Origin of the sequence: Herbiconiux flava (assembly GCF_013409865.1) — a bacterium.
In the GTDB taxonomy this organism is placed as follows: domain Bacteria; phylum Actinomycetota; class Actinomycetes; order Actinomycetales; family Microbacteriaceae; genus Herbiconiux; species Herbiconiux flava.
In genome coordinates, this window is record NZ_JACCBM010000001.1 from 2,212,596 (window position 1) to 2,238,114 (window position 25,519).

The 25,519-nt window shown below is 68.6% G+C and carries 26 protein-coding genes and 1 pseudogene; 12 read left to right on the forward strand and 15 right to left on the reverse strand.

Annotation, left to right across the window (positions count from 1 at the left end; translation table 11 throughout):
• Positions 1-52 precede the first annotated feature (52 nt).
• The 4 genes from BJ984_RS10725 (at position 53) to BJ984_RS10740 (ending at position 3,015) form a co-directional block, all read left to right on the forward strand.
• Positions 53-280, forward strand: coding sequence for a FitA-like ribbon-helix-helix domain-containing protein (locus BJ984_RS10725; RefSeq protein ID WP_179548006.1), 228 nt, complete (start codon positions 53-55; stop codon positions 278-280).
• Positions 281-290: 10 nt separating this feature from the next.
• On the forward strand, positions 291-704 hold the full coding sequence (locus BJ984_RS10730; RefSeq protein WP_179548007.1) for a type II toxin-antitoxin system VapC family toxin: 414 nt from the start codon (positions 291-293) through the stop codon (positions 702-704).
• A gap of 275 nt (positions 705-979) precedes the next feature.
• Positions 980-1,990 carry a putative oxygenase MesX gene (locus BJ984_RS10735; protein ID WP_179548008.1) on the forward strand — a complete coding sequence of 337 codons (1,011 nt, stop codon included), beginning with the start codon at positions 980-982 and terminating at the stop codon, positions 1,988-1,990.
• Entirely contained in the window at positions 1,987-3,015 is a 1,029-nt protein-coding gene (locus BJ984_RS10740; protein ID WP_179548009.1) for a methionine synthase, read from the forward strand. Before BJ984_RS10735 ends, BJ984_RS10740 begins: the two co-directional genes overlap by 4 nt.
• Positions 3,016-3,035: 20 nt before the next feature.
• On the opposite strand, the gene BJ984_RS10745 is transcribed toward BJ984_RS10740, so the two are convergent.
• From BJ984_RS10745 to BJ984_RS10775, 7 genes are all read right to left on the reverse strand, one after another.
• Positions 3,036-3,575, reverse strand: a complete 540-nt coding sequence (locus tag BJ984_RS10745; protein WP_271206601.1) for a P-loop nucleotide/nucleoside kinase family protein — start codon at positions 3,573-3,575, stop codon at positions 3,036-3,038.
• Between the two features lie 28 nt (positions 3,576-3,603).
• The gene (locus BJ984_RS18665; protein WP_179548010.1) at positions 3,604-5,007 is read right to left on the reverse strand and encodes an FAD-dependent oxidoreductase; all 1,404 of its coding nucleotides are present in this window, start codon (positions 5,005-5,007) and stop codon (positions 3,604-3,606) included.
• Positions 5,004-5,759 (reverse strand): isochorismatase family protein, encoded by a 756-nt coding sequence (locus BJ984_RS10755; protein ID WP_179548011.1) that lies wholly within the window; start codon positions 5,757-5,759, stop codon positions 5,004-5,006. Before BJ984_RS10755 ends, BJ984_RS18665 begins: the two co-directional genes overlap by 4 nt.
• Complete coding sequence (locus BJ984_RS10760; protein ID WP_179548012.1) at positions 5,756-7,183, reverse strand: dihydroorotase; 1,428 nt, start codon at positions 7,181-7,183, stop codon at positions 5,756-5,758. The genes BJ984_RS10755 and BJ984_RS10760 overlap by 4 nt, the downstream gene beginning before the upstream one ends.
• Positions 7,176-7,958 carry a GntR family transcriptional regulator gene (locus tag BJ984_RS10765; RefSeq protein ID WP_179548013.1) on the reverse strand — a complete coding sequence of 261 codons (783 nt, stop codon included), beginning with the start codon at positions 7,956-7,958 and terminating at the stop codon, positions 7,176-7,178. Before BJ984_RS10765 ends, BJ984_RS10760 begins: the two co-directional genes overlap by 8 nt.
• Entirely contained in the window at positions 7,958-9,265 is a 1,308-nt protein-coding gene (locus BJ984_RS10770; RefSeq protein ID WP_179548014.1) for an MFS transporter, read from the reverse strand. The genes BJ984_RS10765 and BJ984_RS10770 overlap by 1 nt, the downstream gene beginning before the upstream one ends.
• 155 nt (positions 9,266-9,420) lie before the next feature.
• Complete coding sequence (locus BJ984_RS10775; RefSeq protein ID WP_179548015.1) at positions 9,421-10,815, reverse strand: hypothetical protein; 1,395 nt, start codon at positions 10,813-10,815, stop codon at positions 9,421-9,423.
• A 287-nt stretch (positions 10,816-11,102) separates the two neighbouring features.
• On the opposite strand from BJ984_RS10775, the gene BJ984_RS10780 reads away from it, so the two are divergent.
• Complete coding sequence (locus BJ984_RS10780; RefSeq protein WP_179548016.1) at positions 11,103-12,377, forward strand: MFS transporter; 1,275 nt, start codon at positions 11,103-11,105, stop codon at positions 12,375-12,377.
• A 483-nt stretch (positions 12,378-12,860) separates the two neighbouring features.
• Here the strand turns inward: BJ984_RS10780 and BJ984_RS10785 are convergent, their stop codons facing one another.
• Both BJ984_RS10785 and BJ984_RS10790 read right to left on the reverse strand, forming a co-directional pair.
• On the reverse strand, positions 12,861-13,277 hold the full coding sequence (locus BJ984_RS10785; protein ID WP_179548017.1) for a hypothetical protein: 417 nt from the start codon (positions 13,275-13,277) through the stop codon (positions 12,861-12,863).
• A 152-nt stretch (positions 13,278-13,429) separates the two neighbouring features.
• Positions 13,430-14,311: an SDR family oxidoreductase gene (locus BJ984_RS10790; protein ID WP_179548018.1), complete on the reverse strand. Its 882-nt coding sequence runs from the start codon at positions 14,309-14,311 to the stop codon at positions 13,430-13,432.
• An 85-nt stretch (positions 14,312-14,396) separates the two neighbouring features.
• Here BJ984_RS10790 and BJ984_RS10795 point away from each other — a divergent pair, with 85 nt between their 5' ends.
• Complete coding sequence (locus BJ984_RS10795; RefSeq protein WP_179548019.1) at positions 14,397-14,978, forward strand: TetR/AcrR family transcriptional regulator; 582 nt, start codon at positions 14,397-14,399, stop codon at positions 14,976-14,978.
• Positions 14,979-15,000: 22 nt separating this feature from the next.
• Here BJ984_RS10795 and BJ984_RS10800 read toward each other — a convergent pair whose 3' ends face one another.
• The 3 genes from BJ984_RS10800 to BJ984_RS10810 form a co-directional block, all read right to left on the reverse strand.
• Positions 15,001-15,297, reverse strand: a complete 297-nt coding sequence (locus BJ984_RS10800) for a HigA family addiction module antitoxin (protein ID WP_179548020.1) — start codon at positions 15,295-15,297, stop codon at positions 15,001-15,003.
• An 11-nt stretch (positions 15,298-15,308) separates the two neighbouring features.
• Entirely contained in the window at positions 15,309-15,590 is a 282-nt protein-coding gene (locus tag BJ984_RS10805; RefSeq protein ID WP_179548021.1) for a type II toxin-antitoxin system RelE/ParE family toxin, read from the reverse strand.
• Between the two features lie 99 nt (positions 15,591-15,689).
• On the reverse strand, positions 15,690-16,472 hold the full coding sequence (locus BJ984_RS10810; RefSeq protein ID WP_179548022.1) for an alpha/beta fold hydrolase: 783 nt from the start codon (positions 16,470-16,472) through the stop codon (positions 15,690-15,692).
• A 50-nt stretch (positions 16,473-16,522) separates the two neighbouring features.
• Here BJ984_RS10810 and BJ984_RS10815 point away from each other — a divergent pair, with 50 nt between their 5' ends.
• A complete protein-coding gene (locus BJ984_RS10815) occupies positions 16,523-16,933 on the forward strand; it encodes a MarR family winged helix-turn-helix transcriptional regulator (protein WP_179548023.1) in 411 nt (136 codons plus the stop codon).
• Positions 16,934-16,991: 58 nt separating this feature from the next.
• On the opposite strand, the gene BJ984_RS10820 is transcribed toward BJ984_RS10815, so the two are convergent.
• Positions 16,992-18,713, reverse strand: coding sequence for a zinc metalloprotease (locus tag BJ984_RS10820; protein ID WP_179548024.1), 1,722 nt, complete (start codon positions 18,711-18,713; stop codon positions 16,992-16,994).
• 78 nt (positions 18,714-18,791) lie between these two features.
• On the reverse strand, positions 18,792-19,232 hold the full coding sequence (locus tag BJ984_RS10825) for a MerR family transcriptional regulator (protein ID WP_246306454.1): 441 nt from the start codon (positions 19,230-19,232) through the stop codon (positions 18,792-18,794).
• Between the two features lie 92 nt (positions 19,233-19,324).
• On the opposite strand from BJ984_RS10825, the gene BJ984_RS10830 reads away from it, so the two are divergent.
• From BJ984_RS10830 to BJ984_RS10840, 3 genes are all read left to right on the forward strand, one after another.
• Positions 19,325-20,053: an SDR family oxidoreductase gene (locus BJ984_RS10830; RefSeq protein WP_179548025.1), complete on the forward strand. Its 729-nt coding sequence runs from the start codon at positions 19,325-19,327 to the stop codon at positions 20,051-20,053.
• A gap of 171 nt (positions 20,054-20,224) precedes the next feature.
• Entirely contained in the window at positions 20,225-20,866 is a 642-nt protein-coding gene (locus tag BJ984_RS10835) for an SHOCT domain-containing protein (RefSeq protein ID WP_179548026.1), read from the forward strand.
• A 95-nt stretch (positions 20,867-20,961) separates the two neighbouring features.
• Positions 20,962-21,624, forward strand: a complete 663-nt coding sequence (locus BJ984_RS10840) for a hypothetical protein (RefSeq protein WP_179546279.1) — start codon at positions 20,962-20,964, stop codon at positions 21,622-21,624.
• 480 nt (positions 21,625-22,104) lie between these two features.
• On the opposite strand, the gene BJ984_RS10845 is transcribed toward BJ984_RS10840, so the two are convergent.
• On the reverse strand, positions 22,105-22,971 hold the full coding sequence (locus BJ984_RS10845) for a DUF6414 family protein (RefSeq protein ID WP_179548027.1): 867 nt from the start codon (positions 22,969-22,971) through the stop codon (positions 22,105-22,107).
• Between the two features lie 262 nt (positions 22,972-23,233).
• On the opposite strand from BJ984_RS10845, the gene BJ984_RS10850 reads away from it, so the two are divergent.
• Together BJ984_RS10850 and BJ984_RS10855 are read left to right on the forward strand one after the other, a co-directional pair.
• Positions 23,234-23,686, forward strand: coding sequence for a hypothetical protein (locus BJ984_RS10850; protein WP_179548028.1), 453 nt, complete (start codon positions 23,234-23,236; stop codon positions 23,684-23,686).
• An 816-nt stretch (positions 23,687-24,502) separates the two neighbouring features.
• Positions 24,503-25,421 (forward strand): annotated as a pseudogene (locus BJ984_RS10855) (IS481 family transposase).
• Positions 25,422-25,519 lie beyond the last annotated feature (98 nt).

Consider the following 25,519-nt stretch of genomic DNA (forward strand, 5'->3'; position numbering starts at 1 on the left):
CGGACGTTTCATTTCTGCCGTGCTAGCATCTGCTATCACTTCGGAGGTGGAGATGGCAGCGATCGTGGTGCGCAACCTCGACGACGACGTGCAGCGCCGGCTCAAGGAGCGGGCGGCTCAGAACCACCGCTCGATGGAGGCAGAGGCTCGGGCGATCCTGACGTCGGCGGTCTCGGGATCCGGCTTCGTGCGCGCGTGGCTCGAACTGGGTGCTGCGCAGCCGGGCGACGATCTGGAGCTGCCGCCGCGCTCCGCACCGCGGGCGATCGACCTCTCGTGATCGTGCTCTCGTGATCGTCCTCGACACGAACGTGCTGAGCGAGCCGCTGCGCCGACGCCCGTCGCCGGTGGTCATCGACTGGCTCGCCTCCCTGCGCGAGCCCGCTGCCATCTCGGCGGTGACGGTCGCCGAACTGCTCCGCGGCGCCCGGCTGCTCCCCGAGGGCCGGCGGCGCGACGAGCTCGTGGCGGGCATCGAGGCCACTGTGCGGGCGTTCCGCCACGACGTGCTCCCGTTCGACGAGCGCTCCGCCCGCGCCTATGCCGAGCTCAACGAGCATCGCTCCCGGGCGGGCCGGCCGCTCTCGGTCGAGGACGGCATGATCGCGGCGACCTGCCTGACCTTCGGCGCGACCCTCGCCACCCGCAACGTCCTCGACTTCGAGGGCCTCGGCATCGATGTCGTCGACCCCTGGATGGGCTGAGGGAACCCGCCCCGGCCGAGGTGCAGGAGAGCGCTCGCCGTAACGCAGAGTCATCCGGGGCCCGATCGCGCGGCGCCGCCGTAGCCTGATCAGGCAGTGCGCACAACGAGGCCCCGGGTCACGCCTGCGACACCTTATCCGTGGAGTCGCGTCAATGCGGCTTCCCTACTCGAGGAGCTCACCGCCATGGTCACCATGATGAACGCCCGCACCGGACGCACCGTACGCACCGGGATGACCGGCCTCACCGCGATCGCCCGGGCGGAGTCGTGTCGATGACGAACGTGGCCTTCTCGATCGACAGCACCCGCCTGGACGAGGACTACAGTCCCCTCCCGAACTCCCGCATCACCACCAACTTCGCCAATCTGGCCCGCGGTGAGAAGCGCCAGGAGAACCTCCGCAACACCTTCACGATGATCGACGATCGCCTGAACGAGCTGGCCCATCGTGACAACGCCGATGGCGCGCGCTACTCCGTCGAACTCGACATCATCTCTGTCAGCGTCGACATCGACGGCGAAGGCCTCGGTGACGCCGTCCCGCTGATCGAGGTGCTCCAGACGACCATCGTCGACCAGCTGACCGGCGAGCGCCTCGAGGGCATCGTCGGCAACAACTTCTCCTCCTACGTCCGCGACTACGACTTCAGCATCCTGCTCCCGGCGCACGCCGCGCATCCTGGAGCCGACGGCCTGCCCGAGGACTTCGGTGACCTGCACGGCCAGCTGTTCAAGGCCTTCCTGCGCTCGGACGCCTATGCCCGGCGATTCAGCAAGTCGCCCGTCATCTGCCTCAGCGTCTCGAGCAGCCAGAGCTACCACCGCACCGAGAACGAGCATCCGGTGCTGGGCGTCGAGTACCGGCAGAGCGCGTACTCGGCGACCGACGCCTACTTCGAGAAGATGGGGATGCGCGTGCGCTTCTTCCTGCCGCCGTGCAGCGCCGCCCCGCTGGCCTTCTACCACCTCGGCGCCCTGACCGGCGACTACAGCGACCTCGAGCTCGCGGCCACGATCGGCACGATGGAGACGTTCCAGAAGATCTACCGACCGGAGATCTACGCCGCGAACCACACGGCCGGGGACACCTACCGGCCCAGCCTGACGAACCCCGACTTCACGAGGACGCCGATCACCTACGACCGCGAGGAGCGCAGCCGCCTCGCGCTCGAGCAGGGCAAGTTCGCCGAGGAGTACTTCATCGAGCCGCACCGGGCCGCCCTCGCCGAGTGGTCGGCCGACTTCGCAAGCCGAGATCTCGCCCTGCAGGGAGGCCGCTCATGACCAAACTGCTCCCCACCTCCACCGCCGGCAGCCTCCCCAAGCCCGTCTGGCTCGCCGAGCCCGAGAAGCTCTGGTCGCCCTGGAAGCTCGACGGCGACGAGCTGGCCGAGGGCCGGCGCGATGCGCTGCGGCTGTCGCTCGCCGACCAGCAGCGGGCGGGCATCGACATCGTCAGCGACGGCGAGCAGACCCGCCAGCACTTCGTCACCACCTTCATCGAGCACCTCGGCGGAGTCGATTTCGTGAACCGTGAGACGGTCAGGATCCGCAATCGCTACGACGCCTCCGTCCCGACCGTCGTCGGCGCGGTGACCCGCGAGAAGCCCGTCTTCGTCGACGACGCGCGGTTCCTCCGGGCCCAGACCGACCAGCCCATCAAGTGGGCGCTTCCCGGCCCCATGACCATGGTCGACACCCTCTACGACGCCCACTACGGCAGCCGCGAGAAGCTGGCCTGGGAGTTCGCGACCGCCCTCAACCAGGAGGCCAGAGAGCTCCAGGATGCCGGGGTCGACATCATCCAGTTCGACGAGCCCTCGTTCAACGTCTTCTTCGACGAGGTGAACGACTGGGGCGTGGCCGCGCTGGAGCGGGCGATCGAGGGCCTCACCTGCGAGACCGCGGTGCACGTCTGCTACGGCTACGGCATCAAGGCCAACACCGACTGGAAGGCGACGCTCGGCGCGGAGTGGCGCCAGTACGAGGCGATCTTCCCGAAGATCCAGGCGTCCGACATCGACATCGTCTCGCTCGAGTGCCACAACTCGCACGTGCCGATCGACCTGATCGAGCTCATCCGGGGCAAGAAGGTGATGGTCGGCGCCATCGACGTGGCGAGCAACACCGTCGAGACTCCCGAGGAGGTCGCCGACACCCTGCGCCGAGCCCTCCAGTTCGTGGACGCCGACAAGCTCTACCCCTCCACCAACTGCGGCATGGCCCCCCTTCCCCGCACGGTGGCCCGCGGCAAGCTGGCCGCGCTGGGCGCCGGCGCGGCCCTCCTCCGCTCGGAGCTCTCGGCCTAGGCCTCGGTTCAGGCGGGCGCTCACGCGCCGAGAGCCGAGCGGATGCGCGCGACGACCTCGTCCGCGTCGACCACGCCTGCGCCCCCGACGACGACCGGCTGCTCGTCGGCGCCCGGCACCTCGAACCCGTCGAGATGCCGGGCGAGCACCACGGCCTGCACATCGTGCCGCACCGGATCCGCGCGGTTCGCCCGCACCCGCCGCTCGATCTCGTCCCGGGGCGTGTCGACGAAGACGAGCGCGAACGCGGCGCCGGCCTCGCGCGCGAACTCCCGCCACCCGTCCCGCAGGAACCGCATCGAGCTCGTGTCATCGAGCACGACCGACCGCCCGCGCCCGAGCAGCGCGCCGACTTCGTCGCGGGCGATCCCGTGGGTGCGCCGCCACTCCCCGACGGGGATCTCGTGCCCGCTCGCCAGCCCGCGCCGCTCGTTGATCGCGTCGAGGCTCACGACCTCGGCGCCCCACCGCTCGGCGAGCGCGGCGCCGAGCGTCGACTTCCCCGAGAAGCTGCGCCCGCACAGCACGATGAGCGTGGGCAGTCCAACCGTTTCATCCACCCGCAGGTCACCCCCGTCGCTCGTCGGATCAGTCTGCCCGGTTCGCCGCTCCCACGTGCCGACCGGCCGCGTAGCCGAGTCCGACGGCGGTCGAGAGCCCGTTGCCCGAGGCGTAGCCGCCGGCACCCGCGCGTCCCGAGATGCCCGCGGCGACTCCGCCTCCGGCGTGCAGCCCGGGGATCGGCTCACCCGATCCGTCGAGCACGCGGGCATGGCGGTCGACCGACACCCCACCCTGCGTGTGGAACATCGCCGGATGCGTGCGGCAGACGTAATAGGGCGCCTCGAGGGCGCCGCCCGTTCCGAAGTCGGTGCGCCCGAACTCGTCAGCCGCCATACCGCCCGCTGCGGCGGCGGCGGTGCCGAGGGTCGCCTCGAGCGCCGACACCTCGCAGCCGATCAGAGCGGCGAGCTCCTCGATGTCGGCGGCCCGCTGCACACGACCGAGGTCGATGATCTTCACGAAGCGCGGCTCGTGGCGGGCCACGTAGTCGTGGATGCGCTCGTCCATCACGGCGTAGCTCTCGGACGCCTGCGCCGCGATCACTCCGGCGAAGTCGGAGTAGCCCACCGACTCGTCACCGAGGCGTCGCCCGTCGGGGCCGACGATCACGGCGCCGCGCTCGACGGTGGTCCAGGAGAGGATGTCGCCCTCGTCGGTCGCGACCGCCGCATAGGCCTGGTAGGCGGTGGCGTTCGCGAGCGTGGCGCCGAGCTGCTGCGCCCAGCCGATGGCCTCACCGGTCGAGCCGGCGGCACCGTGGTAGGGCGCGTCGGCCATGGCCGGGATGAACTCTCGCAGCAGCGAGCGGTCGGCGCCGAAGCCGTTCGAGGCGAGCAGCACCGCGCCCGCGGTGATCGTCCGAACTCCGTCGGCGGTCTCGGCGACGACGCCGGTCACGCGCCCGTCGGCGGTGGTGAGGGAGGTGACGGGTGTGCCGGTGACGATCGGCACGTGAGCCCGGGATGCCGCCCGGACGAGATCGGCGGTGAGGTTCGCCCCGTTGCGGTCGGAGGGAGCGTGCAGCCGGGCCACCGAGTGCCCGACGTGCTTGTAGTCGGTGATCAGGTGCAGTCCGATGTCGTGGTCGTCGACGAGCCACTCGATGACCTCGGCCGAGGTCTCGGCCATCAGTTCGACCAGGTGCTCGGCGTCGTGCGGTCCACTGGTGCGCAGCAGGTCCTCGACCATGCGGGCGGGGGAATCCTCGATGCCCGCCTCGCGCTGGAACCGGGTGCCGGCGCCCGGCACCGATCCGGTGCTGAGCGTGGTGTTGCCGCCGGGGGAGTCGAGCTTCTCCAGCACCACCACCGAGCATCCGGCATCGCTCGCGGCGAGGGCCGCCACCAGCCCGCAGGCCCCGGCGCCCACCACCACGAGGTCGTACCGGTCGGCGAGCACGGCGTCGGTGATCGAGGGTGCGGCGCTCATCGCGCGCCCGCCCCGTCATCGGCCGGGGCGGCCGGAGCAGGCGCAGCGGCCGACTCCGCCGGCGCCACCCCCGACAGCAGCTCCACGACCTCGCCGGTCGACGCCACGTCAGCGTACTTCTGCCCCATGTCGAACAGATTCACCTGATGCACCGTGGCCGACCGGTCGTACACGGCGTCGTGCGGCACCAGCACCCGGAAGTTGTACGAGAAGCCGTCGACGACCGTGCCGCGCACGCAGCCGCTCGTCGTCGCACCGGTCACGACCAGCGTGTCGATGCCCCGCTCGATCAGGAAGCTGAGCAGCGGCGTGCCGAAGAACGCGCTCGGGTGCCGCTTCGGCAGCAGGATCTCGCCCTCCTCCGGCGCGATCAGGTCGACGAACTCGTAGCCCTCGTCGGCGATGGTCATGATGCCGGGCACCTTGGCGCCGAGCCGCCCCTGGTCGAACGACTTCTTCGGGGCGACGTAGGGATAGATGACGGGCCAGCCCTTCGCACGGAACAGGGGGAGCAGCCGGGCGACGTTCGCCAGAGCATCCCACCCCACCTCGCCGCAGCTCGTGGTGAAGTCCTGCTCGACCGACTCGAAGAAGGGCTTCGGGGTCATGCCGACGGTGCGGTACTGCGCGTCGATGATGAGCAGCGCGGGCTTCGACCCGATGCCGCTCGGCCGGCCGAAGCCGGCGGCCTCGTAGCGGCGCAGGTCGTCGTCGGTGATGACGTCGTTCCAGGGTGCGGTGCTGTCGGTCATCGGGCTCCTCCCACGGTGCTGATCGTGCTCTCGCCGGCCAGGGCGTCGAGGGCGCTGCGTCCGCTGAACCGGCGGGGCACGTAGTCGCCCGTCACCTCGGTCAGCGCGCCGTCACGCACCGTGAAGCGCCCGGCGAGGATGGTGTGTTGGATGCTGACGCTCGAGGTCCAGCCCTCCCAGACGCTGTACTCGGCGCCCGAGTGCTGTGACGCCGCTGCCACCTCGAAGGGGCGCTCAGGGTCGACCACCACGAAGTCGGCGTCGTAGCCGACCCGCAGCAGGCCCTTGCGCTCGCCGAAGCCGAAGAGCTGCGCGGGCCGCGTGGCGGTCATGCTCACGACGGTCTCGAGCGGGATGCCCCGCCGCAGCGCCTCGGACACGAACAGCGGGAACATGGTGCCGCTGCCCGGGAAGCCGGCCGACGCCGACCAGATGTCCTTGTCCTTCGCGCTGAAGTGGCGCGGCACGTGGTCGGAGCCGAGCACGTCGATCCGTCCGGCGGCGATCGCGTCCCACAGGGCCTCGTTGTCGGCGGCTGTGCGCAGCGGCGGGTTCACCTTGCCACGGGACCCGATCGGCGACTCCTCGTTCAGCGTCAGGTAGTGCGGGCAGGTCTCGACGAAGAGGTTGCCGTAGTGGCTCTTCTGGCGCTCGATGGCGGCGAGCGACTCGGGGCTCGTCACGTGCACGGCGTAGGCGGATGCTCCGGTCACGCTGGCGAGGTAGCCCACGCGGCCCTCGGCCTCGGCCTCGACGTACGGCGGGCGGATCGCGTTCCAGCCGGGCAGGCCGGCGTCGGGCTCCTGCGGGGTGCGCTCACGGAGTCGCCAGACCAGTTCGATGTTCTCGGCGTGCTGGGCGATCATCCCGCCGGCCTCGGCCGCCGCCTCGAGGGCGTCGAAGAGGAACGCGTCGTCGTTGCCCGGCAGGCCGAGGTAGGCGCCCTCCTGCCCGCGGAAGTTCGTGAACACCTTGTAGCTCGACACCCCCAGGTCGGCGGCGTACGAGGGGATGCTCGTCACCTGCTCCGGCGTGACCACGCAGAAGTGGAAGCCGAAGTCGGTGTGCGCATTGGCCTGCATGACCTCGCGGGCCCCAGGGAAGACCTCCTCGTACGGCTGCGGACTCATCAGGTAGGCGATCATCGTGGTGACGCCTCCGGCCGCGGCCGAGGCGGTCTCCTTCTCGGCGTCGTCGACGGTCTTCGGGGCCGAGATGTCCTGGCCGAGGTGCACGTGGGCGTCGACGACGCCGGGCAGCACCCACTTGCCGTCGACGTCGACCACCTCGGCGGCGTCGAGCGTGGTGCCGGGCGCGACGATCGCGGCGATGCGACCGTCCTTCACGTAGAGGTCGGCGTCGGTCAGGCCGATGCCGGGGAGCACGGCGCGGCCGCCGCGGAGGGAGAGATCGAAATCAGGCATGGTGCAGATCCTCAGAGGGTGTGGAGCGGTGGGTGGAGGTGAGGGGTTCGAGCCCGAGCACCGAGAGCGTGTTCGCCAGCGACGCCTGGAGGTGCTCTTCGAGCAGCCGGGTCGCGTCGGCGGTGCGGCGATCGCAGAGCGCGTCGAGGAACGCGAGGTGCTCGTCGTTCGCGTGCTCCCGCCGGGCCTGGGTGCGCTCGGTGTGGGTGAGGGCGAGGTACAGCCGGTGGTTGACCTTGAGCGCCGCGGCCGTGATGGCCGAGTTGCCCGAGAGGCTCACCATCCGCTGGTGGAAGTCGAGCTCGGCGACGTACGGTCCGGCGGTGCGGGGCACGTCGGCGCCCGGGTCGAGCGGGGGAGTCGGCGGGATGGTGCTGCCGGTAGTGCCCTGAGCATCCGTCTCGAGAAGCACCCGCAGGGCGGCCAGGCTCTCGTCGTCGGCGCGTTCGATGACGAGCCGCACCGCATAGAGCTCGAGGGCGATGCGCAGCTCGTAGGCCTCGATGATCTCGCGCGGCTCGTACTTGCGCACGAAGGCGCCGCGGTGGCTCTTCAGCTGCAGCAGGCCCTCGCCGGCGAGCTTCTGGATGGCCTCGCGGAGGGGACCGCGACTGACGCCGAGCGAGTCGGCGATGGTCACCTCGTTGAGGCGCTCACCGGGGGCGAGGGTGCCGTCGAGCACCATGTCCCGGAGGATGGCCTCGGTCTGGCGCGACACCGTTCCCCGGTGGATGGCGGCGCGGGCGTCGGATTCGGGCTGGGGGGTCACTGTCATCACACCTGGCTCAGTTCGATTCCCTTGGTCTCTTTCAGACGCAGGGCTGGGATCAGGGTAATCAGCGCGGTGACGATCACGAAGAAGGCCGGCGCGAGCGGGTTGCCGGTCAGGCCGATCAGCCAGGTGCAGATATAAGGAGCGGTGCCGCCGGCGAGCGCGGCGCCGACGCTGAACCCGAACGCGATGCCGGTGTAGCGGATCTCGGTGGGGAACATCTCGGCGTAGGTGGAGAGCGCGACGCCCATCAGCGCGGAGTCGACGAGCCCCAGCAGGATGTGGGCGAGGATCGCGACCACGCCGCCCTGCTCGAACAGCAGGAACGCGGGCACGGCGAGCACGAGGGCGGCGATGGTCGCCCCGAGGAACACCGGCTTGCGGCCGACACGGTCGGAGAGGGCGCCGAAGAAGGGCATGGCGATCACCGAGACCAGCAGCGTGAGCGTGGTCGAGAGGTAGGAGAAGTTCGCGTCGAAGCCGAGCACGGTCTGCATGTGGATGTTCACGTAGACGTAGGCGACGTAGTACGCCGAGAACAGAAGGATCGAGAGGGCGACGACCCGGAGCAGGGCACCCGGGTGACGCATGAACATCGTCTTGACGGGGGTCTGCTTCACGGTCGCGACCGACTTGCGGGCGGCCTTGAACTCCTCGGTCTCCTCGAGGCCGTTGCGCACCCAGAGGCCGAACAGCCCGATCGGGATGGCGATCAGGAACGGCAGGCGCCAGCCCCAGTCGTTCATGACGTCGCTGCCGAGGGTGAGGTTCAGCACGGTGACGGTGACCGAGGCGATCAGCGAGCCGGCGAGGGCGCCCATCTGGGTCGTCGAGGTGAACAGGCCGCGCTTGGCGCGGGGCGACTTCTCGGCGACGAACGAGGCGGCGCCGCCCAGCTCGCCACCGGCCGCGAGGCCCTGCAGCGAGCGGGCGAGCACGAGCAGCAGCGTGGCGCCGACGCCGATGGCGCCGTAGGTCGGGAGGATGCCGATCAGTCCGCTGGCGGCGGCCATCAGGATGATCGTCAGCGCCAGCGCGTTCTTGCGACCGAACTTGTCGCCGAAGTGCCCGAACAGCAGGGCGCCGACCGGTCGCAGCACGAACGCGACGGCGAAGGTGGCGAGGGTGGAGAGGAGTGCGGTGACCGGGTCGCCCTCGGCGAAGAACTTCACCGCGAGGATCGTGGCGACGTAGCCGTACACCGCGAAGTCGAAGTACTCGACGATCGAGCCGACAGCACCGGCGGCGATGACCCGCGGCGAGATGGTCGTGGGGTCGTGGACTGCGGGGGCGGTGCTCGAGCTGCTCATTAGCGTCTTCCTTCTCCGTCGAACGATTTGCCCTATGCAAGCAGAGGGCCTGCCAACTGTCAACAGTTTGCAGTTGATCGTTTACACGCCGGAAACGCGAGCCTGCACGGCCGCTACCGGGTGACTGCGGGGGCGGAGCCGCTGGTTCCTCGAGGTCAGCGCTCGATCTCGGGCGGCAGCACGCGCCAGCCGCCGAGGAGGACGAGCTGCTCTGCATCGGCCCGCTTGCGTCGCTGCACCCGCAGGAACAGCAGCACCGCGACCACCACGAGAGCGACCCCGATCGCCAGGCACAGCGCGCCGCCGAGCGGTGAGTTTTCGGTGAAGAAGAAGACGGAGGCGACGACTATGAACGACCCCAGCAGGCAGAGCAGGAACGCCAGCACGGAGCGGAGGCGAAGCGCCGACCCCACCCACGCCGCGAGCAGGGAAGCGGCGAGGCCGCGGGTCTGCACCTCAGGGTCGTCTCGCGAGCGCTCGTCGAGCCAGCGCCGGCCGAGGCGGCGGACGTGGCGGAGCTGCGCATCCGAGGCCGCGCACAGCCCGATGTAGAAGAGCAGGCCGAGAAGCCCGGGCCCGATGATCAGCGCGACGACGAGGTCGTCGTCGAGCGACCCCAGCAGGCCGTCACTGCTGTCCTCCCCGACGATCGCGAGCACGATCGCGATGACGGCCACAGTCAACGAGCCGACCGTCAGCCAGAAGAAGAGGCGCCGGAAAGTCTGAGCTCGGCCGGGGTCGGCGGCGAGCATCCGCTCGGCGTGCTGATCGTCGGCTTCCCACTCACGCTCCAGGCGGGCGGCCTCGCGGGCCGAGATGACCACACGATCACCGGCCGGCCGGTGTCGACGAGTGGATGCCGGCGGCAGATATGCGGGCTCGTCATCGGCCGGTGCCGCGGGCTCGAGGTGGTCGCCGTCGGTCGGCTCGTCGGCGCCCAGCTCGGTGAGCAGCGTCTCGCGCCCGACCCGGGACTTGCCGCCGCCGGTCGTGAGGGATACCGCAGCGGCGCGCTGGCGATCGGTCAGCCGGGGAGCGTCGGTGTCGCCGAGGACGTCGGGGCGAGCATCCGGAACCACCAGCGGCAGCTCGCGCACGAAGCGCGCCAGAGCCTTCACGCCGGCGGCGTCGAGCCCCTTCATCGGACGTCCCGCGACGAGCAACCGCACCGACGGCCCCTCGGTCGAGACGAAGCGGTAGACGACGTAGGTCGCGGTGCCGTTCGAGCTGAGCGACCGCCACGCCTCGGTGATCGTGTCGACGGGCACCCGCCGGCCGCGCAACTCCACCGCCCGCTCGGACGGGTACCAGACGAGGCCGCCGTAGGCGAGGTGGAGGCCGAGCAGCAGCGCGCCCGCGATGATCGCCCACGCGGTCAGGAAGCCGAGCACCCAGCTCCATTCGCCGAGCCCGAGTGCCACGTAGGCCGCCCCTGGGAACGCCGAGAGCACGCCGCCGCACACCGCCGTGACCACCAGCACGAGCTTCCAGCTCCCCAGCCCGGGGTTGCCCCCGATGCGCACCGCGTCACCCCTCGTCGACCTCGCCATGGCTCCACCGTCTCACGGCGCGTGCTCCGACGCCCGTCGGCCCGCCCCGCCCGTCACAGAACGCACCCTCGCCCCACGCCCGTCGGCCCGCCCCGTCCGTCACAGAACGCACCCTCGCACCACGCCCGTCGGGCCGCCCCGCTTGTCACAGAACGCACCCTCGCACCACGCCCGTCGCAGGCCCCACGCCCGCCACAGAACGCACCCTCGGGAATGCCACGACGCCCTCGCCCGTCACAGAACGCACCCTCGGGAATGCCACAGCCCCCACGGAGTTGCACCACCTCATGACCTCGAACGAGCTCGCCTCACCCGGCACCGCCAGCACGGCCACGATCTCCGCGCCGGCCGCGGGCTCCGGCACCCCCACTGCTCCGAACACCCGCCCGTCCGACACGGGCACGACCCCCACTCCCACCTCCTGGCTCGGCGTCGTCTCGCTGGGCCTCGGCGTCTTCGCCATCGTCATGGCCGAGTTCCTCCCCGCCAGCCTCCTCACCCGCGTGGCGGCCGACCTCGGTGTCACCGAGGGCGTCGCCGGCCAGTCGGTCAGCGTCACGGCCATCGTCGCCGCCATCGCGGGCCTGACCATCCCGGTGCTCCTCCCGCGCGTCGACCGCCGCTACCTCATGCTCGGCCTCTCGGCCCTCGCCGTCGTCTCCGACCTCCTCGTCGCGATCGCCCCCAGCTACTCCGTGCTCCTGATCGCGCGCGTGCTCCTCGGCATCTCCCTCGGCGGATTCTGGGCCCTCGCCATCTCCATCACCGCCCGCCTGGTGCCCGCCGACCGCCTCGGCCGCGGCCTCACGGTGGTGAACGTCGGCGTCTCGCTGGCCACCGTCGCCGCCATCCCGCTCGGAACCTGGCTCGGCGAGCTCTGGGGCTGGCGCGCCGTCTTCGTGCTCGCCGCGGTCGTCGGCGTGATCGCGGTCGTCGTGCAGCTGCTCGTGCTGCCGAGCGTGCGCTCGACCGGCGCCCCGGGCTTCCGACCGCTGCTCGCCACCCTCCGTTCCCGCTTCATCCTGCTCGGCCTCCTCGCCACCGCCCTGATCGCCGCCGGCCACTTCACCGGCTTCACGTACATCCGACCAGCGGCCACCGACATCGGCGGTCTCGACCCCTCGCAGCTCTCGCTGCTGCTCGTCGTCTACGGCATCGCGGTCACGGCGGGCAACCTCGTGGCGGGCCCCCTCGCAGACAAGCGGATGCGCGTCGCCGTCCTCCTCTTCCCCGTCCTCCTAGGCGCAGCGATGATCACCTTCGCTCTCGCGGGTTCGACGACGCCCGGCCTGATCGCCGCGGTCGCCGTCTGGGGCCTCGGCTTCGGAGCCGTGCCCACCACGCTCACCACGTGGATGGCCCGCGCCGAACCCACCCGCCTCGAGAGCGTCGGCGGCCTCCAGTCGGCGACGTTCCAGGTGGCGATCGCCCTCGGCGCCATCATCGGCGGCCTCCTGGTCGACGGCATCGGCGTGCAGACGGCCCTCATCACGGGCGGCGTCTCGGCGGCCCTCGGCGCCCTCCTCCTGGTCTCCCTCAAGCCCCGCCCGGCGGCCCTCTGAGGGTCCGCCCGGCCGCCTCCGACCGTGAAGGCGTGCCCGGGCGATCTCAGTCGGGGAGTGGGCGGCCCACCGATCGAGGGTCCGGCCCTGGCTCGACCTCCGCAACGGGATGCGACGCCCTGATGGATGCAAGCATTTTGCGGGCTGCAGCGTCGGCCCGGACATTGTCCTCCAGTTCGTCCATAGCCGCGATCACCAGATCGCGTGCGACATCTGCGGCAGATCGTCCGGTGACGTCGACCAACGCAGAGAACCGCGCTCGCTCGGCTGAACCCAGTTCAATGGATATTCTCTGGGCGCCTGAACTCGAGCTCTGAGCGTTCGCGTGGGGGCGGCTTTGGTTTGCACGATGTGCACGCTTCGGCATGGTTGTCCTACTTTCGCGGTCGTCGGAACGGCGTGAGTGTAGGGATTGCGGCAACTATAGAGGCGATCGCCGACATCCGGCCTCCGGTCACCGCCAATGCGCTCGGATCGACCGGATCAGCCTTGAAGAACCTGCCCCACATCGACCTGGCAATCACCGGCGTCGCTCCTCAAAGCGAGCCGCATCACCTGGTGCCGCACCTCGTCTTCGCGGCCGAACGTGACTGCCACAGCCTCGAACGAATACGGAAGGTCGGGATTCAGTGGTCGCACCTCGAACCGGACGGCCCCCTGGACGGTCGCCCCGATGAACTGTCTCGACGACACGATCGCGTTCGAACTGCCGAGCGGGTCGATACTTCTGATGTACCAGTCCGGTCCCGTGCTGCCGGCTTGCTCCAGCGGAAGGGTGACCGTCGTCGTACTGCCTCGCACCGCCGACACCACCGAGCACTCCGCCTGCTGGGAGGTGTCGGCGTAAACCGGAGCGTCCTGCGGCATCACGAGAAGCAGGAACAACCCGGAGAAGAGCATGGGAACAGCGAGCATGAGAGCTACGCCGCTCAGCACAGCCCCCGTGAGCCGAAGGGGTTCGGCCGACCGGAGCTCCCGCCGGTGCCTCGATCCGCGCCTAATCACGCCTGATTCTGGCACGACAGCCCGCACGAGCTCGAGCGTTCAGGTACTCAGGCCGTCAGGTTCTCGAGGTCGGCGAGCAGGCGGGGGTGCGTCGGCTCCCAGCCGAGCTCCGCGCGCGTGAGGGCGCTCGACGCCGGCTGGTCGGTCGCGAAGACCGGGCCGATCGGGCCGAAGTCCTCGAGGGGGCGCGGTTCGACCGGCAGCCCGAGGCGCCGCCCGATGACCGAGACGATGTCGAGCACCGTGTCGCCCTCGTCGTCGACCGCGTGCCACGCCCGCGCGGCAGGCGACCCCTCGAGCGCGAGCCGGAACAGCATCGCCGCATCCAGCGCATGCACGGCCGGCCACCGCTGAGTCCCGTCGCCCGGGTACCCCGCGACCCCGGTTTGCCGCGCGAACTGCGTCAGCAGTCCGGCGAACCCGCCCTGCCCCTCGTTGTGCACGGTGCGGGGGAGACGGATGGCCGAGCTGCGCACTCCGCGCGACGAGAGGCCGAGCATCCGCTCTACCGAGATGCCGCGCCCGCCGACCGGCCCGTCGAGGGGCAGCGGGTCGTTCTCGGTCGACGCGCGCCCCGGGATCCACGGCGTGCCCGAGACCGTGACGAACGGCTTGCCCGTGCCGACGAGGGCGTCACCAAGAGCTTCGAGAGCGGCCGACTCCTCGGCGACGTTCTGCGCAAGCGCCTCGGCCGAGCTGAAGTCGTTGCCGAACGCGAGGTGGATGATTCCATCGGCGTCGGTGGCCGACGATCGCAGCACGTCGAGGTCGACGAGCGAGCCCCGGACGACGGTGGCGCCGGCTGCAAGAGCCGCGGCCGTCGACGCGTCCGAGCGGGTGAGAGCGATGACGGAGTGCCCGTTCGCGAGCAGTTCGGCCACGACGGCCGAGCCGATGAGTCCGGTTGCCCCGGTGATGAAGACGCGCATGAGAGACCTCCACAGATGATGCGACTGATGTCCCATCACCATAGCACCCTGATGAGACAGATATCGCATCACGTAGAATGACCTCATGCCCAGATGGAAACCGGATGCGCGCGACCGCCTCGTCGAAGCGGCCCTCGACCTCTTCACCGAGCAGGGCTACGACGAGACGACGGTCGCCCAGATCGCGGAGCGCGCCGAACTGACCCGCAGCACGTTCTTCCGGCACTTCAGCGACAAGCGCGAACTGCTCTCGGCGGGGCAGGAGATGCTCAGCGGCCTGCTCGCCGAGGGCATCCGCGAGGCGCCGGCGGAGGCGACCCCACTCGAGGCGGTGGCGGCAGGGCTCGCGCGCGCATCCGCTGCGATGACCGACTTCAACCGCGGCCTCGGCCCCCGCCTGCACGCGGCCATCGACGCGAACGAGGAGCTGCGCGCCCGCAACGCGATGAAGAGCATCGGCCTGGCGGCGGCGATGGCGGATGCGCTGCGAACCCGCGGCGTCAGCGACACCGCGGCGCAGGTCGCCGCCGAGCTCGGCGTGCTCGCCTTCGGCCTCGGCTACCGCCGCTGGTCCGACCCGTCGCACGACGACACCCCGGGCGAGCTGGCCACCTACACGGCGGCCGCCTTCACCGAGCTCCGAGCGGCGGCCGCCGAACTCCGCTAGCGCCGGGGTGGCTCAGCCGGAGTCACGCGCTGAGCAGTGGCACGATCTGATCGAGCTCGTCGCCCTTCGCCTCAGTCACCAGCTCGAGGTCGTACCGCGTCTGCAGGTTCGTCCAGAACCGATCCGAAGTACCGAACGCCCGAGCGAGCCGCGACGCGGTGTCGGGGGAGATGCCGCGCTTCCCCAGAACGATCTCGTTGATCCGCCGCGCCGGTACCTTGATGGTCTGCGCCAGTCGATACTGGCTGACGCCCATCGGCTTCAGGAACTCCTCGAGAAGAACCTCGCCCGGGTGAATCGGCTCATGTGCGGTACTCATGGTGTCTCCTCTCAGTGGTAGTCGACGATTGCCACGTCAACCGGGCCGGTTGCGGTCCAGGTGAAGCAGATTCGCCATTGTTCGTTGATTCGGATGCTGTGCTGGCCGGCTCGGTCGCCGGACAGCTTCTCCAGCCGGTTGCCTGGCGGTATTCGAAGCTCGTTCAGGTCCTCAGCCGCGTCGAGGAGAAGGAGCTTGCGATTCGCCATTCGCTGCAGATCGGGCCCGAACCGACGAACGTGCTGTCGGTACCAGACCCGTTCGGTGTCGAGGTTGGCGAACGAGTGGATCATGCCCAATGGTAACGGGTTGCGTTACTAGAGGCCACTGAGTAATTCCTGCTCAGGCCAACGCCGGGTCGACCTTCGAAGCGATCGTGACCGGATGCCCGCTCAGCGCGTCGCGCCGAGGAACCTCTCGATCACGGCGAACGTCGCTGCCGGCTGCTCGAGGTGGGGGAGATGCCCGGCCTGCTCGACCTCGGCGAACTCGGCACCGGGCACGGCGGTGGCCAGGGCGCGCCCGTACGACGGAGTCACGACGCGGTCGCTCGCGCCCCACACCACCAGCGTCGGCACACTCACCGCGGAGAGCCGGCCGAGCAGCGTCGGGTCGGCCATCCCGCTCCCGGCGATCGCCTTCATCGCGTGGGCGTTGCCGGCCAGCACGGCCCGCTGCTCGACCGAGAACCCCGCCGGATCCAGGTATCCGCGATCGGCGTCGTGCCACGCGAGCTCGGCGAGCTGCCGGGGGCTGAGCGAGAAGAAGTCGGCGATCGGCTCGCCCGCGACCTCGACGCCCACCGAGTCGATGACGATCACCGACCCGATCAGGCGTTCGAAGCGCGCATCCTTCGCCGCTTGCACCGCCATCTCGAGAGCGATCCACCCGCCGATCGACGACCCGACGACAGTCACCCCACCGTCGCGGGGCTCCTCGGCCAGTAGCTCCAGATAGTCGGCGGCGAGCTGCGCCACCGATGTCAGCGACTCGGGCAGTGCCGTCCCCTCCCACCCCGGATGCGTCGACGCGAGCACCCGCCGCCCTTTTCCGAGATGCCCGACGAGAGGCGCGACCGTGCGTGGCCCGCCACCCCCGTGCAGCACGAGGGCGAGGGGCTGCCCGACCTCGCCGGCTTCGACGACGGATGCGCGGGATACGAACTCCAGAACCATGACCACTCCGAATCAACATGTTTATACAAACCTGCTGATACGGTAGCACCATGTCCACCGATCTGGAACTGCTCGGCCAGGCGCTCAAGCGAGCGCAGTACCGAAACCACCGCACGATGGACGCCGCCCTCCAGGACGTCGGCGTCAGCCTCGTGCAGTGGGACGCCCTCCGCGCGATCGACCAGGCGCCCGGCGCCTCGGCTCACACCCTGGCGGTCGCGACCTTCCAGAGCGACCAGGCGTTCGGCACCCTCGCGACTCGCCTCGTCGCCCGCGGCCTGGTCGCCCGCACCCCCGGCCACGGCCGCCGCCTCGAGCACACCCTCACTCCCGCTGGCGCGGATGCCCTCGCGGCCGGCCGCCGCATCGCGGCCGCGCAGCTACCCGCCCTCTTCGCCCCCCTCGACGAACCCCAGCGCGCAGCCCTCTTCGAGGCTCTCACGGCCCTCAACTCGGCCTGAACGCCCTGACCAGGAGCTTCAACCGTGACTCACGTACTGCGCCGCTCGGGCATCGACGTCAGGGGCGGGCGCGTCGGCGACGCGTAGTCAGCCCAAGCGCGACGACTGCTGCAGCGATCGCCACCAGGGCGCCGACCAGGGGAAGCACCGGCAGCGGCTGCCCGGTGGCAGCCAACGCCGCCGAGGGCGATGACGACGGCGAAGGCACGGGCGCCGGACCCGGAGAGGGCGCTGGCGAAGGCGCGGGCCCAGGTCCAGGCGCAGGCGCAGAAGTCACCGCCAGCGAATACTGACCCAGCGACCCGTACTGAGGCGCCGCCGGAGACGCGAACTCGGTGTTGTCGTCGAGATCACCGAACCCGACCCCCGACACCGTCGCCACGTACTCGCCCGCCGGCAGCACCAGCTCGGTCTCTGCGTCCAACCCGTTCGCGTAAGGGGCGAAGTACGTGCCGGCCTCCTCGGCGGGCGGGTCGATCCGCGCGACCTCGGCGCCCGATGCATCGGTGACGGTCAGCAGGATGTCCAGGTTCGGCCCGATCGGAGCAGGCCGCGCCCACAAGTGCACCGGCCCACCGACCGAGGTGAACCGGAAGGCATCACGGTCGGTGTTGGTGCTGATGATGCCCTCGACCTCGCTCGGCGCATCCGTCGACTGATCGAGGGTCGTCGCCGAGGCGGGGTCGTCGCCGAAGTCGTCGGAGCGGTAGGCGATGCGGCCCGTCACGCCACGGGCGATCTCCAGCCGCAGTGCGGGGTCGAGGTTCGGAGTGGTGGGGCAGGTGTCCTGCTCGAGGGGGATCATCCACGCGATGCCGTCGACCTCGCAGTACCCCTTGTCGCTCGGGAGAAGCTCGCGGCTGCCGGGAACGTAGACCGTCTCGGTCGTGATCTGCGCTTCAGGGGTGGTGATGACGGCGAGGTCGTCTTGGACGATGGTCGAGTGCGGGTAGAGGTTGTCCGACCAGCGCACGAGCGGGCGGTCCCCCAGTCCCATGACGGGTGACCAGAGACCCGATTGCGGGCCGTAGTACTCGTCGGGCACCTGGCCCGAGCGCGAGAAGCCGCTGTGCGCCAAGCCCAGGGTGTGTCCCGCCTCGTGCGCCACGACGGCGCCGAGATGACTGGCCGAGGTGTACTCGCCGTTGTTCGACACCCAGAAGTAGTTCGATCCGAGAACGCCGAACGAGCCCTCCTGCGCGACCCCGAGCAGCCCGTCGAGCCCGCGTGCGGTGATCATCGCCGTGGCACCGTACTCGAGGTCGTCGGCGCTGGTCCGGTCGAGCTTCTCGACGCCCGGGTACACGGTCGTCACGTTCACGTCGAACGGCGCGAAGATCTCGGCCACCCGATCGAAGATCCGGCTCCGCAGTTCGATCGTGTCGACGTTCACCGGCGGGTAGACGATCGGCGTGGCGGCGTCCTGCTGCCAGAGAGTATTCCATGGGGTGTACTGCAGCACGCCGCCGTCGAAGTTCAGCCAGAGGGTCGCCGCCGCCCCGGGCTTGCTCGACAGTGCGACCGCGTTCGCCCCGGGTGAGTTGGGCACATGGGTCGGCGGGTGGTACAGCCCGTCGTCGGCTTCGGCGCCGGGTGCGCCGGGGCTGCCGGGTGCGGGAATGGTGTCGGATGCCCGTTCCTCGCCGCTCGCGATCACCGCACCCCGGGCATCCGTCGCCGGCGCAGCAGCCGCCGGCAGAGCCCCCGCCATCGCGACCCCCGCTACGACGCAGGTGACGGCCGAGGCGGCGAGCGCCCGACGGAGACGGGGAGACTTCACGCGTTTCGAGGGCACACTCGACAGTAAGGATGCCCGTCCGACGAGCGCGTCCCCCCAATCGGGCCAGCCGGCTCCTGGTCAGACCGCCGCGCCGAGGATCGCCGACGTCCTCCCCGCCGAATCCCGCACAGCCTCACACCGCGCCTCATCCGGGTTCTCCGTCATCGAGATCACCTCATCCAACCGCCCCCGAGCCACCTCGAGATCCGCCATGAGCTGCGAGATTCGGTCCCGCTCCCGGTGCAGGCTGAGCAGCATCTTCGGCGGCGCATGCCCCGTATCCACGCACGGCAGAATCAGCGCGATCGTCCGACTGGCCAGCCCCGCCGAGAACAGATGCTGAATCAACCGCACCCGATCCACGGCCGAAGAGCCATAGACCCGCTGCCCGCTGGCCGTCCGCGACGAGTGAAGGATGCCCTGCTCCTCGTAATACCGCAGCGCCCGAGTACTGACTCCCGCCCGAGCCGCGAGCTCCCCGATCCGCATCTCGACCAGCGACTCATCCAACAACACCATCAGCACACCCTCGACTTGCCCTTGACGTCAACGTGAGGTCTTAGCCTACGAGAGAAGAGCCGCCCCGTGCGGCAGAACCCGAAGGGACACCCATGAATATCGCCGGATCCGTCGCCCTCGTCACCGGAGCCAACCGCGGCATCGGCCGCCGCTTCGTCGACGAACTGCTCGACCGCGGCGCCGCGAAGGTCTACGCGGCCGTCCGCAACCCCGACAACGTGAAGGAGACCGAGTTCACCGACGCTCGGGTGGAGGTCCTCCGCCTCGACCTGCTCGACGACACCTCCATCGCGGATGCCGCCGCCCGAGCCACCGACCTCACCCTCCTCATCAACAACGCCGGCATCACCACCGGCGCCAACCTCCTGGGCGCGAACGACCTGGACGGCCTCCGCCGCGAACTCGACACCCACCTCTTCGGCACCCTCGGCGTCATCCGTGCCTTCGCCCCCGTGCTCGCGGCCAACGGCGGGGGAGCGATCGTCGACATCCACTCGGCCCTCTCCTGGTTCTCCACGAACGGCGCCAACGGATACGCCGTCGCCAAGGCCGCCGAATGGGCGATGACGAACGGCGTCCGCCTCGAGCTCGCCGCCCAGAACACCCTCGTCGTGGGCATCCACCTCGGAGCCGCCGACACCGACATGATGGCCGGCTACGACGGCCCCATGACGCCCCCGCGCGAGGTCGCGGCCGCCGCCCTCGACGGCGTCGCCTCCGACGCGATCGAGGTCCTGGTCGACGACTGGTCCCGCCTGGTCAAGGCCTCCCTGGCCAATGACCCGGCCGACTTCTACGCCGAGGCCCTCCGCAGCGCCTGAGAAGAGCGGATGCTCGACCCCGCCCACCCGTTAGCCAACGTGTGGGCGGACGAGACGTTCCTATTCGGCCTTTTAGTCTCGGGTTCGACCTCCCGTCGGCAGACTGAAACGGCCTTCCTTCGGCGCTCTAGGGCTCGTGTACCCGCCGCCCTGAGCCAATAGAGTCACTGCATGAGTTCCTTCGGACGTGTTATCGGCGGCGCATTTCTCGACGCAGGGGTTACTACCGCGACATTCGGAAGCGACTTAGTTGTGCAGACCGGGATCAAGGGTCGCAAGATCATTGCTGAGAACGTTCAGTCATGGCAGGAAACACCGATAGAAGAAAAGGACACCGCGATCACCGCGATGGGTAAGGCCGCAGCCGGTGTCGCCTTGCCTGGCCGGTTCGGCAGAGCTGCTTCTGCAGCAGTGGGTGCTGCCTTCGATTCCAAGAAGCCTGATCGCCGCGTGCGCATCGACTGGGCAGACGGAAAGCAATCGCTCTTGAAGCTGCCGGAAGCGCTCTTCACGCATCTCGAGCTCGTACTTTCCGATAGGCGCATTCCGAATGCGGAGCCGGTGAGCGCCGCTCGGGCGGCTGGGGACGAGATCCAGCCCACCATTGTTGATAAGACCTTCGATCTCGTCTCAGGACTCGTTAAGGATCGATTCCCCACGAAGACGCAGATATCAGCCGAGGTTGCAGCAACCCCTGCGGTCCAGATTGACGTTGCCGAACAATTGCACAAGCTGGCTTCGTTGCGCGATGCCGGCATTCTCACGGATGAAGAATTCGCGACGAAGAAGGCTGAGCTATTGGCTCGACTCTAATGACCAAGTTCGGGCTCGACTGCGAATCGACACGCGGTGCTTCGACCCAGCCGGTAGCGCCCACCCCACGCACCCCCACGTCACGATGGCGACGGATGCGCGCCCTGCTCGCCCTCTCAGCCCTCGTCGTGGCGACCGCCCCGCTCGCGGGTTGCACGCCCGCGGCCCCGGGCCCGACCCCCGCCACGGCAGCCGCCCCCTGCCCTCCCGCACCCTCCGACGCGGATGCCGCGCCGGTCGTCACCGCCGCCGAGCTGTGCGCGATCGACGGCCGCCCCTGGTCGGACTCGGTCTTCACGACGGTCGTGAACACGCCGGCGTGGGGCGACACGTCTTCGGCCTGCGACGAGGCCCGTCAGACCGCGTTCTACGGAGCCTGGAAAGACGTGCAGTCGCAGATCACCACCTTCGACCTCGCCAAGGACTTCGGCGAGAACGCTCGCCTCCTCGGCGGTGTGGGCGTCGCCGTGCTGAGCGCGCCGGACGCCTCCGTACCCATCGCCCTCCTCGACGCCGAGGTGGACGCGTGCCTCGGTACCTCCACCCAGACCCGCATCGACCACGGCCCCTGGCACGGCGTGCGCGGCCCGCTCTCGGGCGACGACGGCGAGCAGCTCACCTGGTGGGCGGAAGGCCACGGCCACTGGAGCCTCGTGCAGGCCTACATTTCGGAGACCCTCGCCGCCGACGACGCGGCCTCCCTCGAGTCGGCCCTCGACACCCTCCTCGACGCCCAGGCCGCCCGCCTGGCGGAGTGAGCTCGGGCTCGCACCAGGGGCACGGCTCGCTGATCGACCGGCCGATCTTTCGACCCGCAGCCCGTGCCGGCATGCCGCTGCCAACCCAGGCATGACCATCGTGGGCAAGCGCGGAGCGCGCGGCAGCCCCGCGCTGCAGGACGGTCGGCGGCTGTCCGACGGATGCTGCCGCGCGCTTCGCGCTTGCCCTCGACGACCATGGCCGGTCAGGAGGGCGGGCGCGCCGGATCAGGCGGCCGGTCGGTGGATGGTGCGTCGGCGCGTGGTCGGGATCGGTGTCTGCTCCGTGTCGACCACCTCGGCGGAATGAGGTGAGGCACCCCGGACTGCATGGTCAGCTTCCACGCTGCTTTGTGCAGGTGCGAGTGGTGGACGTGGCGCAGCAGACCCCCGATGAGCCCCTACCGCGCTGATCGCTTGTCCTCGGTCGCCTTTCCGGGCTCCCGAGTCAGGCTGCAAATTCGGGTAACGCGAGCCCCTTTAGCGGTAGATCGCTATCGGGTGCAACAGCACTCCGGGGAACTCTAGGGTTATATCGCCAGGAGTGACCGTTAGGCCAAGACCTGCGGCGGGCTCGATGAAGTTCTTCAGAGCTTCAGTGATGGTCTCTGTTTCCTTGGGCGTTGGTGGCGTTTCACGAAGTACACGGATCGCAGGGACAGCGCTCCCCTGGTTGATGAGCTGTTCGACCTGAGCAATGACCGTGAACTCGCCTTCAACGACTCCAGCACCATTCACGAGATAGGTCTCGGCTAGACGCGCGAACACCCGCGGCGTGGCAATACCCAGGGGAGCTATTGAGGAGAGGATGCTGCGGGCGCCGTCACGCCCGCCCATCCAGTTGTTCATCTGGCTTGCGATCTTCTTAGTTTCGGCGAGCTTTGCCGTCGGCTGTTTAAACGGAGAAGAGGGGTCGCCAGCCTGCTTGGCGAAATCCATGAACGTGAGCAGTACCTGCTGAACGGGGGCGAGACTGACCGTCGCGGTGAACTTTATTGTGTCGCCGACCTCGATCTCGTTTCGAGTCGCGAGATCCCATTCGTCCAGTTCACCGAATGCATCGGCGGCATCCAAGCGTGAGTGCCATGCTTCAAACGCTGAAAAATGGGTTCGGGACCGGGTCAACTCCTCCTCGACGTTGGCGGTCTTCTTCTTTGAACCGCCTACCTTCGCAGCGCCGTAACCAAGGGATCCTTCGAAGCCGCCCTCTCGCGCCTCGCTCACCTTCTCGATGATCTCATCAATTTTTCCAGCCTCCAGGCCTGACAGGGCGTTGATGACGGTGTCGTGATTCAGGTACACAAACTCGTGATGCAGCCTTGTTTTCGGTTTCCTATAGCCAGCCATAGTGAGACTCTAACTAGGTTGAGCGATCAATTCCGAGTCAATGAAGGGGCCCCCAATCGGCTCCGTCCAAATTCAAGGTTGAATATCCGGTGAGTCGGCTCGTGCTTACGGCTCTCAGTTTCTGGCCAATTGAGACTGTGTTGGGAATGAGAGTGGCCACAGTCCCACGCAGATCGCCTTGGCCCCATTTTGAGTCGACGACACAGAATTCAATTCCTGAGTATTAATCGCACTCTCGCGGGTCGGCATCTAACCTAAGCCAATGACCTGGCGCAAGCTCTTCCTCCTGTGGCCCACCGCTGTAGCGCTCGGCGCTTTCGGGGGAGGGGTACTCGGTGCCATTGGCAGTGCGGCAAGCCAAGCGAACCTCCCGGTAGGGGACATCTACGTGCCGCTGCTGCTTGCGACCTCACTCATCACGGCGGCCATGGGCGCATGGAACGGACTTGTCGCGGGCCTTACCGCACTCGGCGCCGTCGCGCTGTTCGATCGACGCCTCCACCTGCCCGCCCGCCGTCGCGGCCTGATCGTCGGCGCGGCAGCGGGCGGAGGTGGTCTCATGGCGCTGCTCCTTTTCCGCTCAGGCCCGTCAAGCCTTGAGAGTCCCTGGACCTTCCCTCTCTCGGGTGCTGTAAGCACGGTTGTAGCGTTCCTTGCAGTCAGGCTGTGCAAGGCACGCAGCACTCGCCGCAAGAGTGGGGTGACGTCGTTCTAGAACGACAGATTGTTCGCGAAACCCTGCGATTGCACGGTCGCGAACGCGACATAGACCGGATTCGGTAGCCCACCCGGGAAGTCGTTATGAACCATGCCGGAGACGCAAAACCGCGTCTTAGCTGTCGTCTTGTTCTAAATGATGTCGAAGAAGATCGCAGACCCGAGACCATCGACATGCCCAGTGGCCGACGTGAGTTACCACCCCCAGGCGCTTGGCTTCCGGTCGTAGGTTGAGCCCATCGTGCAATGGAAGTTGCTGGTGACCGGGCCGAACTTCACGACCAACGGAAAGTCACTTCGAGTGGTCGGGTACCGAGCCGGCGCGCCTTCGATAGGGAAGTGGCAATTGAAGCAGGAGTGGAGCTGAGTCCATGCCGTCCCTGGGTTCGCCGAGCCTAGCGAGTAGTCGACGCCGTACTGCCAATCAGGATCAGCAATCACCGGAAACCTGATCTTCGGATCACTGAGGTCAACGAACTAACTCAGCGTCGAGCCGCTCCATTCGAAATAGGTGGGCACGCGCGATCCCTTGGAGTCGAGCGCCAATGGTGCCGCGAGGGCTCCGATGCGCTCCCCATCCGGCCTGACGAGGTTGAACGTCTTCCGGATATTCGACGACGTCTCCGAGATGCCTGCGGAAATCGTGCGCCGAGACCGCGAGGACGGCCTTTAACTGTACTGGGCCGTGACGTTGGTGACACTGCGGGGCTTGTGACGTAGCGAGGCCTCCTGGCTTGATGGAGCTGCTTAGTTCACACATCAGCCAGGAGGTCTCGTGCTCCACGGTACCCGTTTGACGACCCATGGGAGGGCTATGCAGATCCGCAGAGTCGTTGATGATGGTCGGCCCGTGTCTCATGTCGCGAAAGAGCTTGGCGTTTCGCGCCAGTGCGCTCATCGGTGGGTCGCCCGGTTCCGGCGCGAGGGGCCTGCTGGTCTCGAGGACCGCCCCAGCCGGCCACATCGAATACCGACCAGGACGAGCCCCGATCGGGAAGCCGCTGTCCTTGACGCCCGGACCCGGTTGCGGTTCGGGCCCGCGAGGCTCGAGGCCGAGACTGGTGTTCCTGCTCGGACGATCTCCCGGATTCTGACCCGCCACAACGTTCCGCCTCTGGCGTGGCTTGATCCGGTCACGGGGGCGTCGATCCGAGCCTCACGCACTACGACGACCCGATACGAACGCGACTGTCCCGGCGAATTGGTATCGACGTGAAGAAACTGGGCCGGATCCCCGACGGCGGCGGGTGGCGTTCGTTGGGCCGGGTCGACGGTAATCGTGACCGGAGAACCAAGATCGGATTCGACTACGTCCATGCCGCCGTCGATGACCACACGAGGCTGGCCTATGCCGAGATCCACCCCGATGAGAAGGGCATCACGGCTGCCGGATTCCTGATCCGGGCTGCCGAGTACTTCGCCGCGCACGGCATCACCAGGATCGAGCAAGTCATCTCCGACAACGCATTCGCCTACCGACGATCAGTAGCGTTCCCATCCGCGATCGCCGAGCTCGGCGCTGTCCAGAAATTCATCAAGCCGCACTGCCCCTGGCAGAACGGGAAAGTCGAACGCTTCAACCGCACCCTCGCAACGGAATGGGCCTACCGGCAACCCTTCACCTCGAACCAAGCCCGTCACGACGCCCTTGCACCCTGGATCGAGCACTACAACACTGGACGAATCACTCAAGCCACGGACTCACACCCGCAGCCCGAGTGACACCAACCTGATGGCCAAGTACACCTAACGCCTGGTCGCGGGCTACGCCTGGAAGTGGAAGGTGAAGGGCAGTAAACCGGTCCACGAAATCGAGATCGGAAAGCTGCGG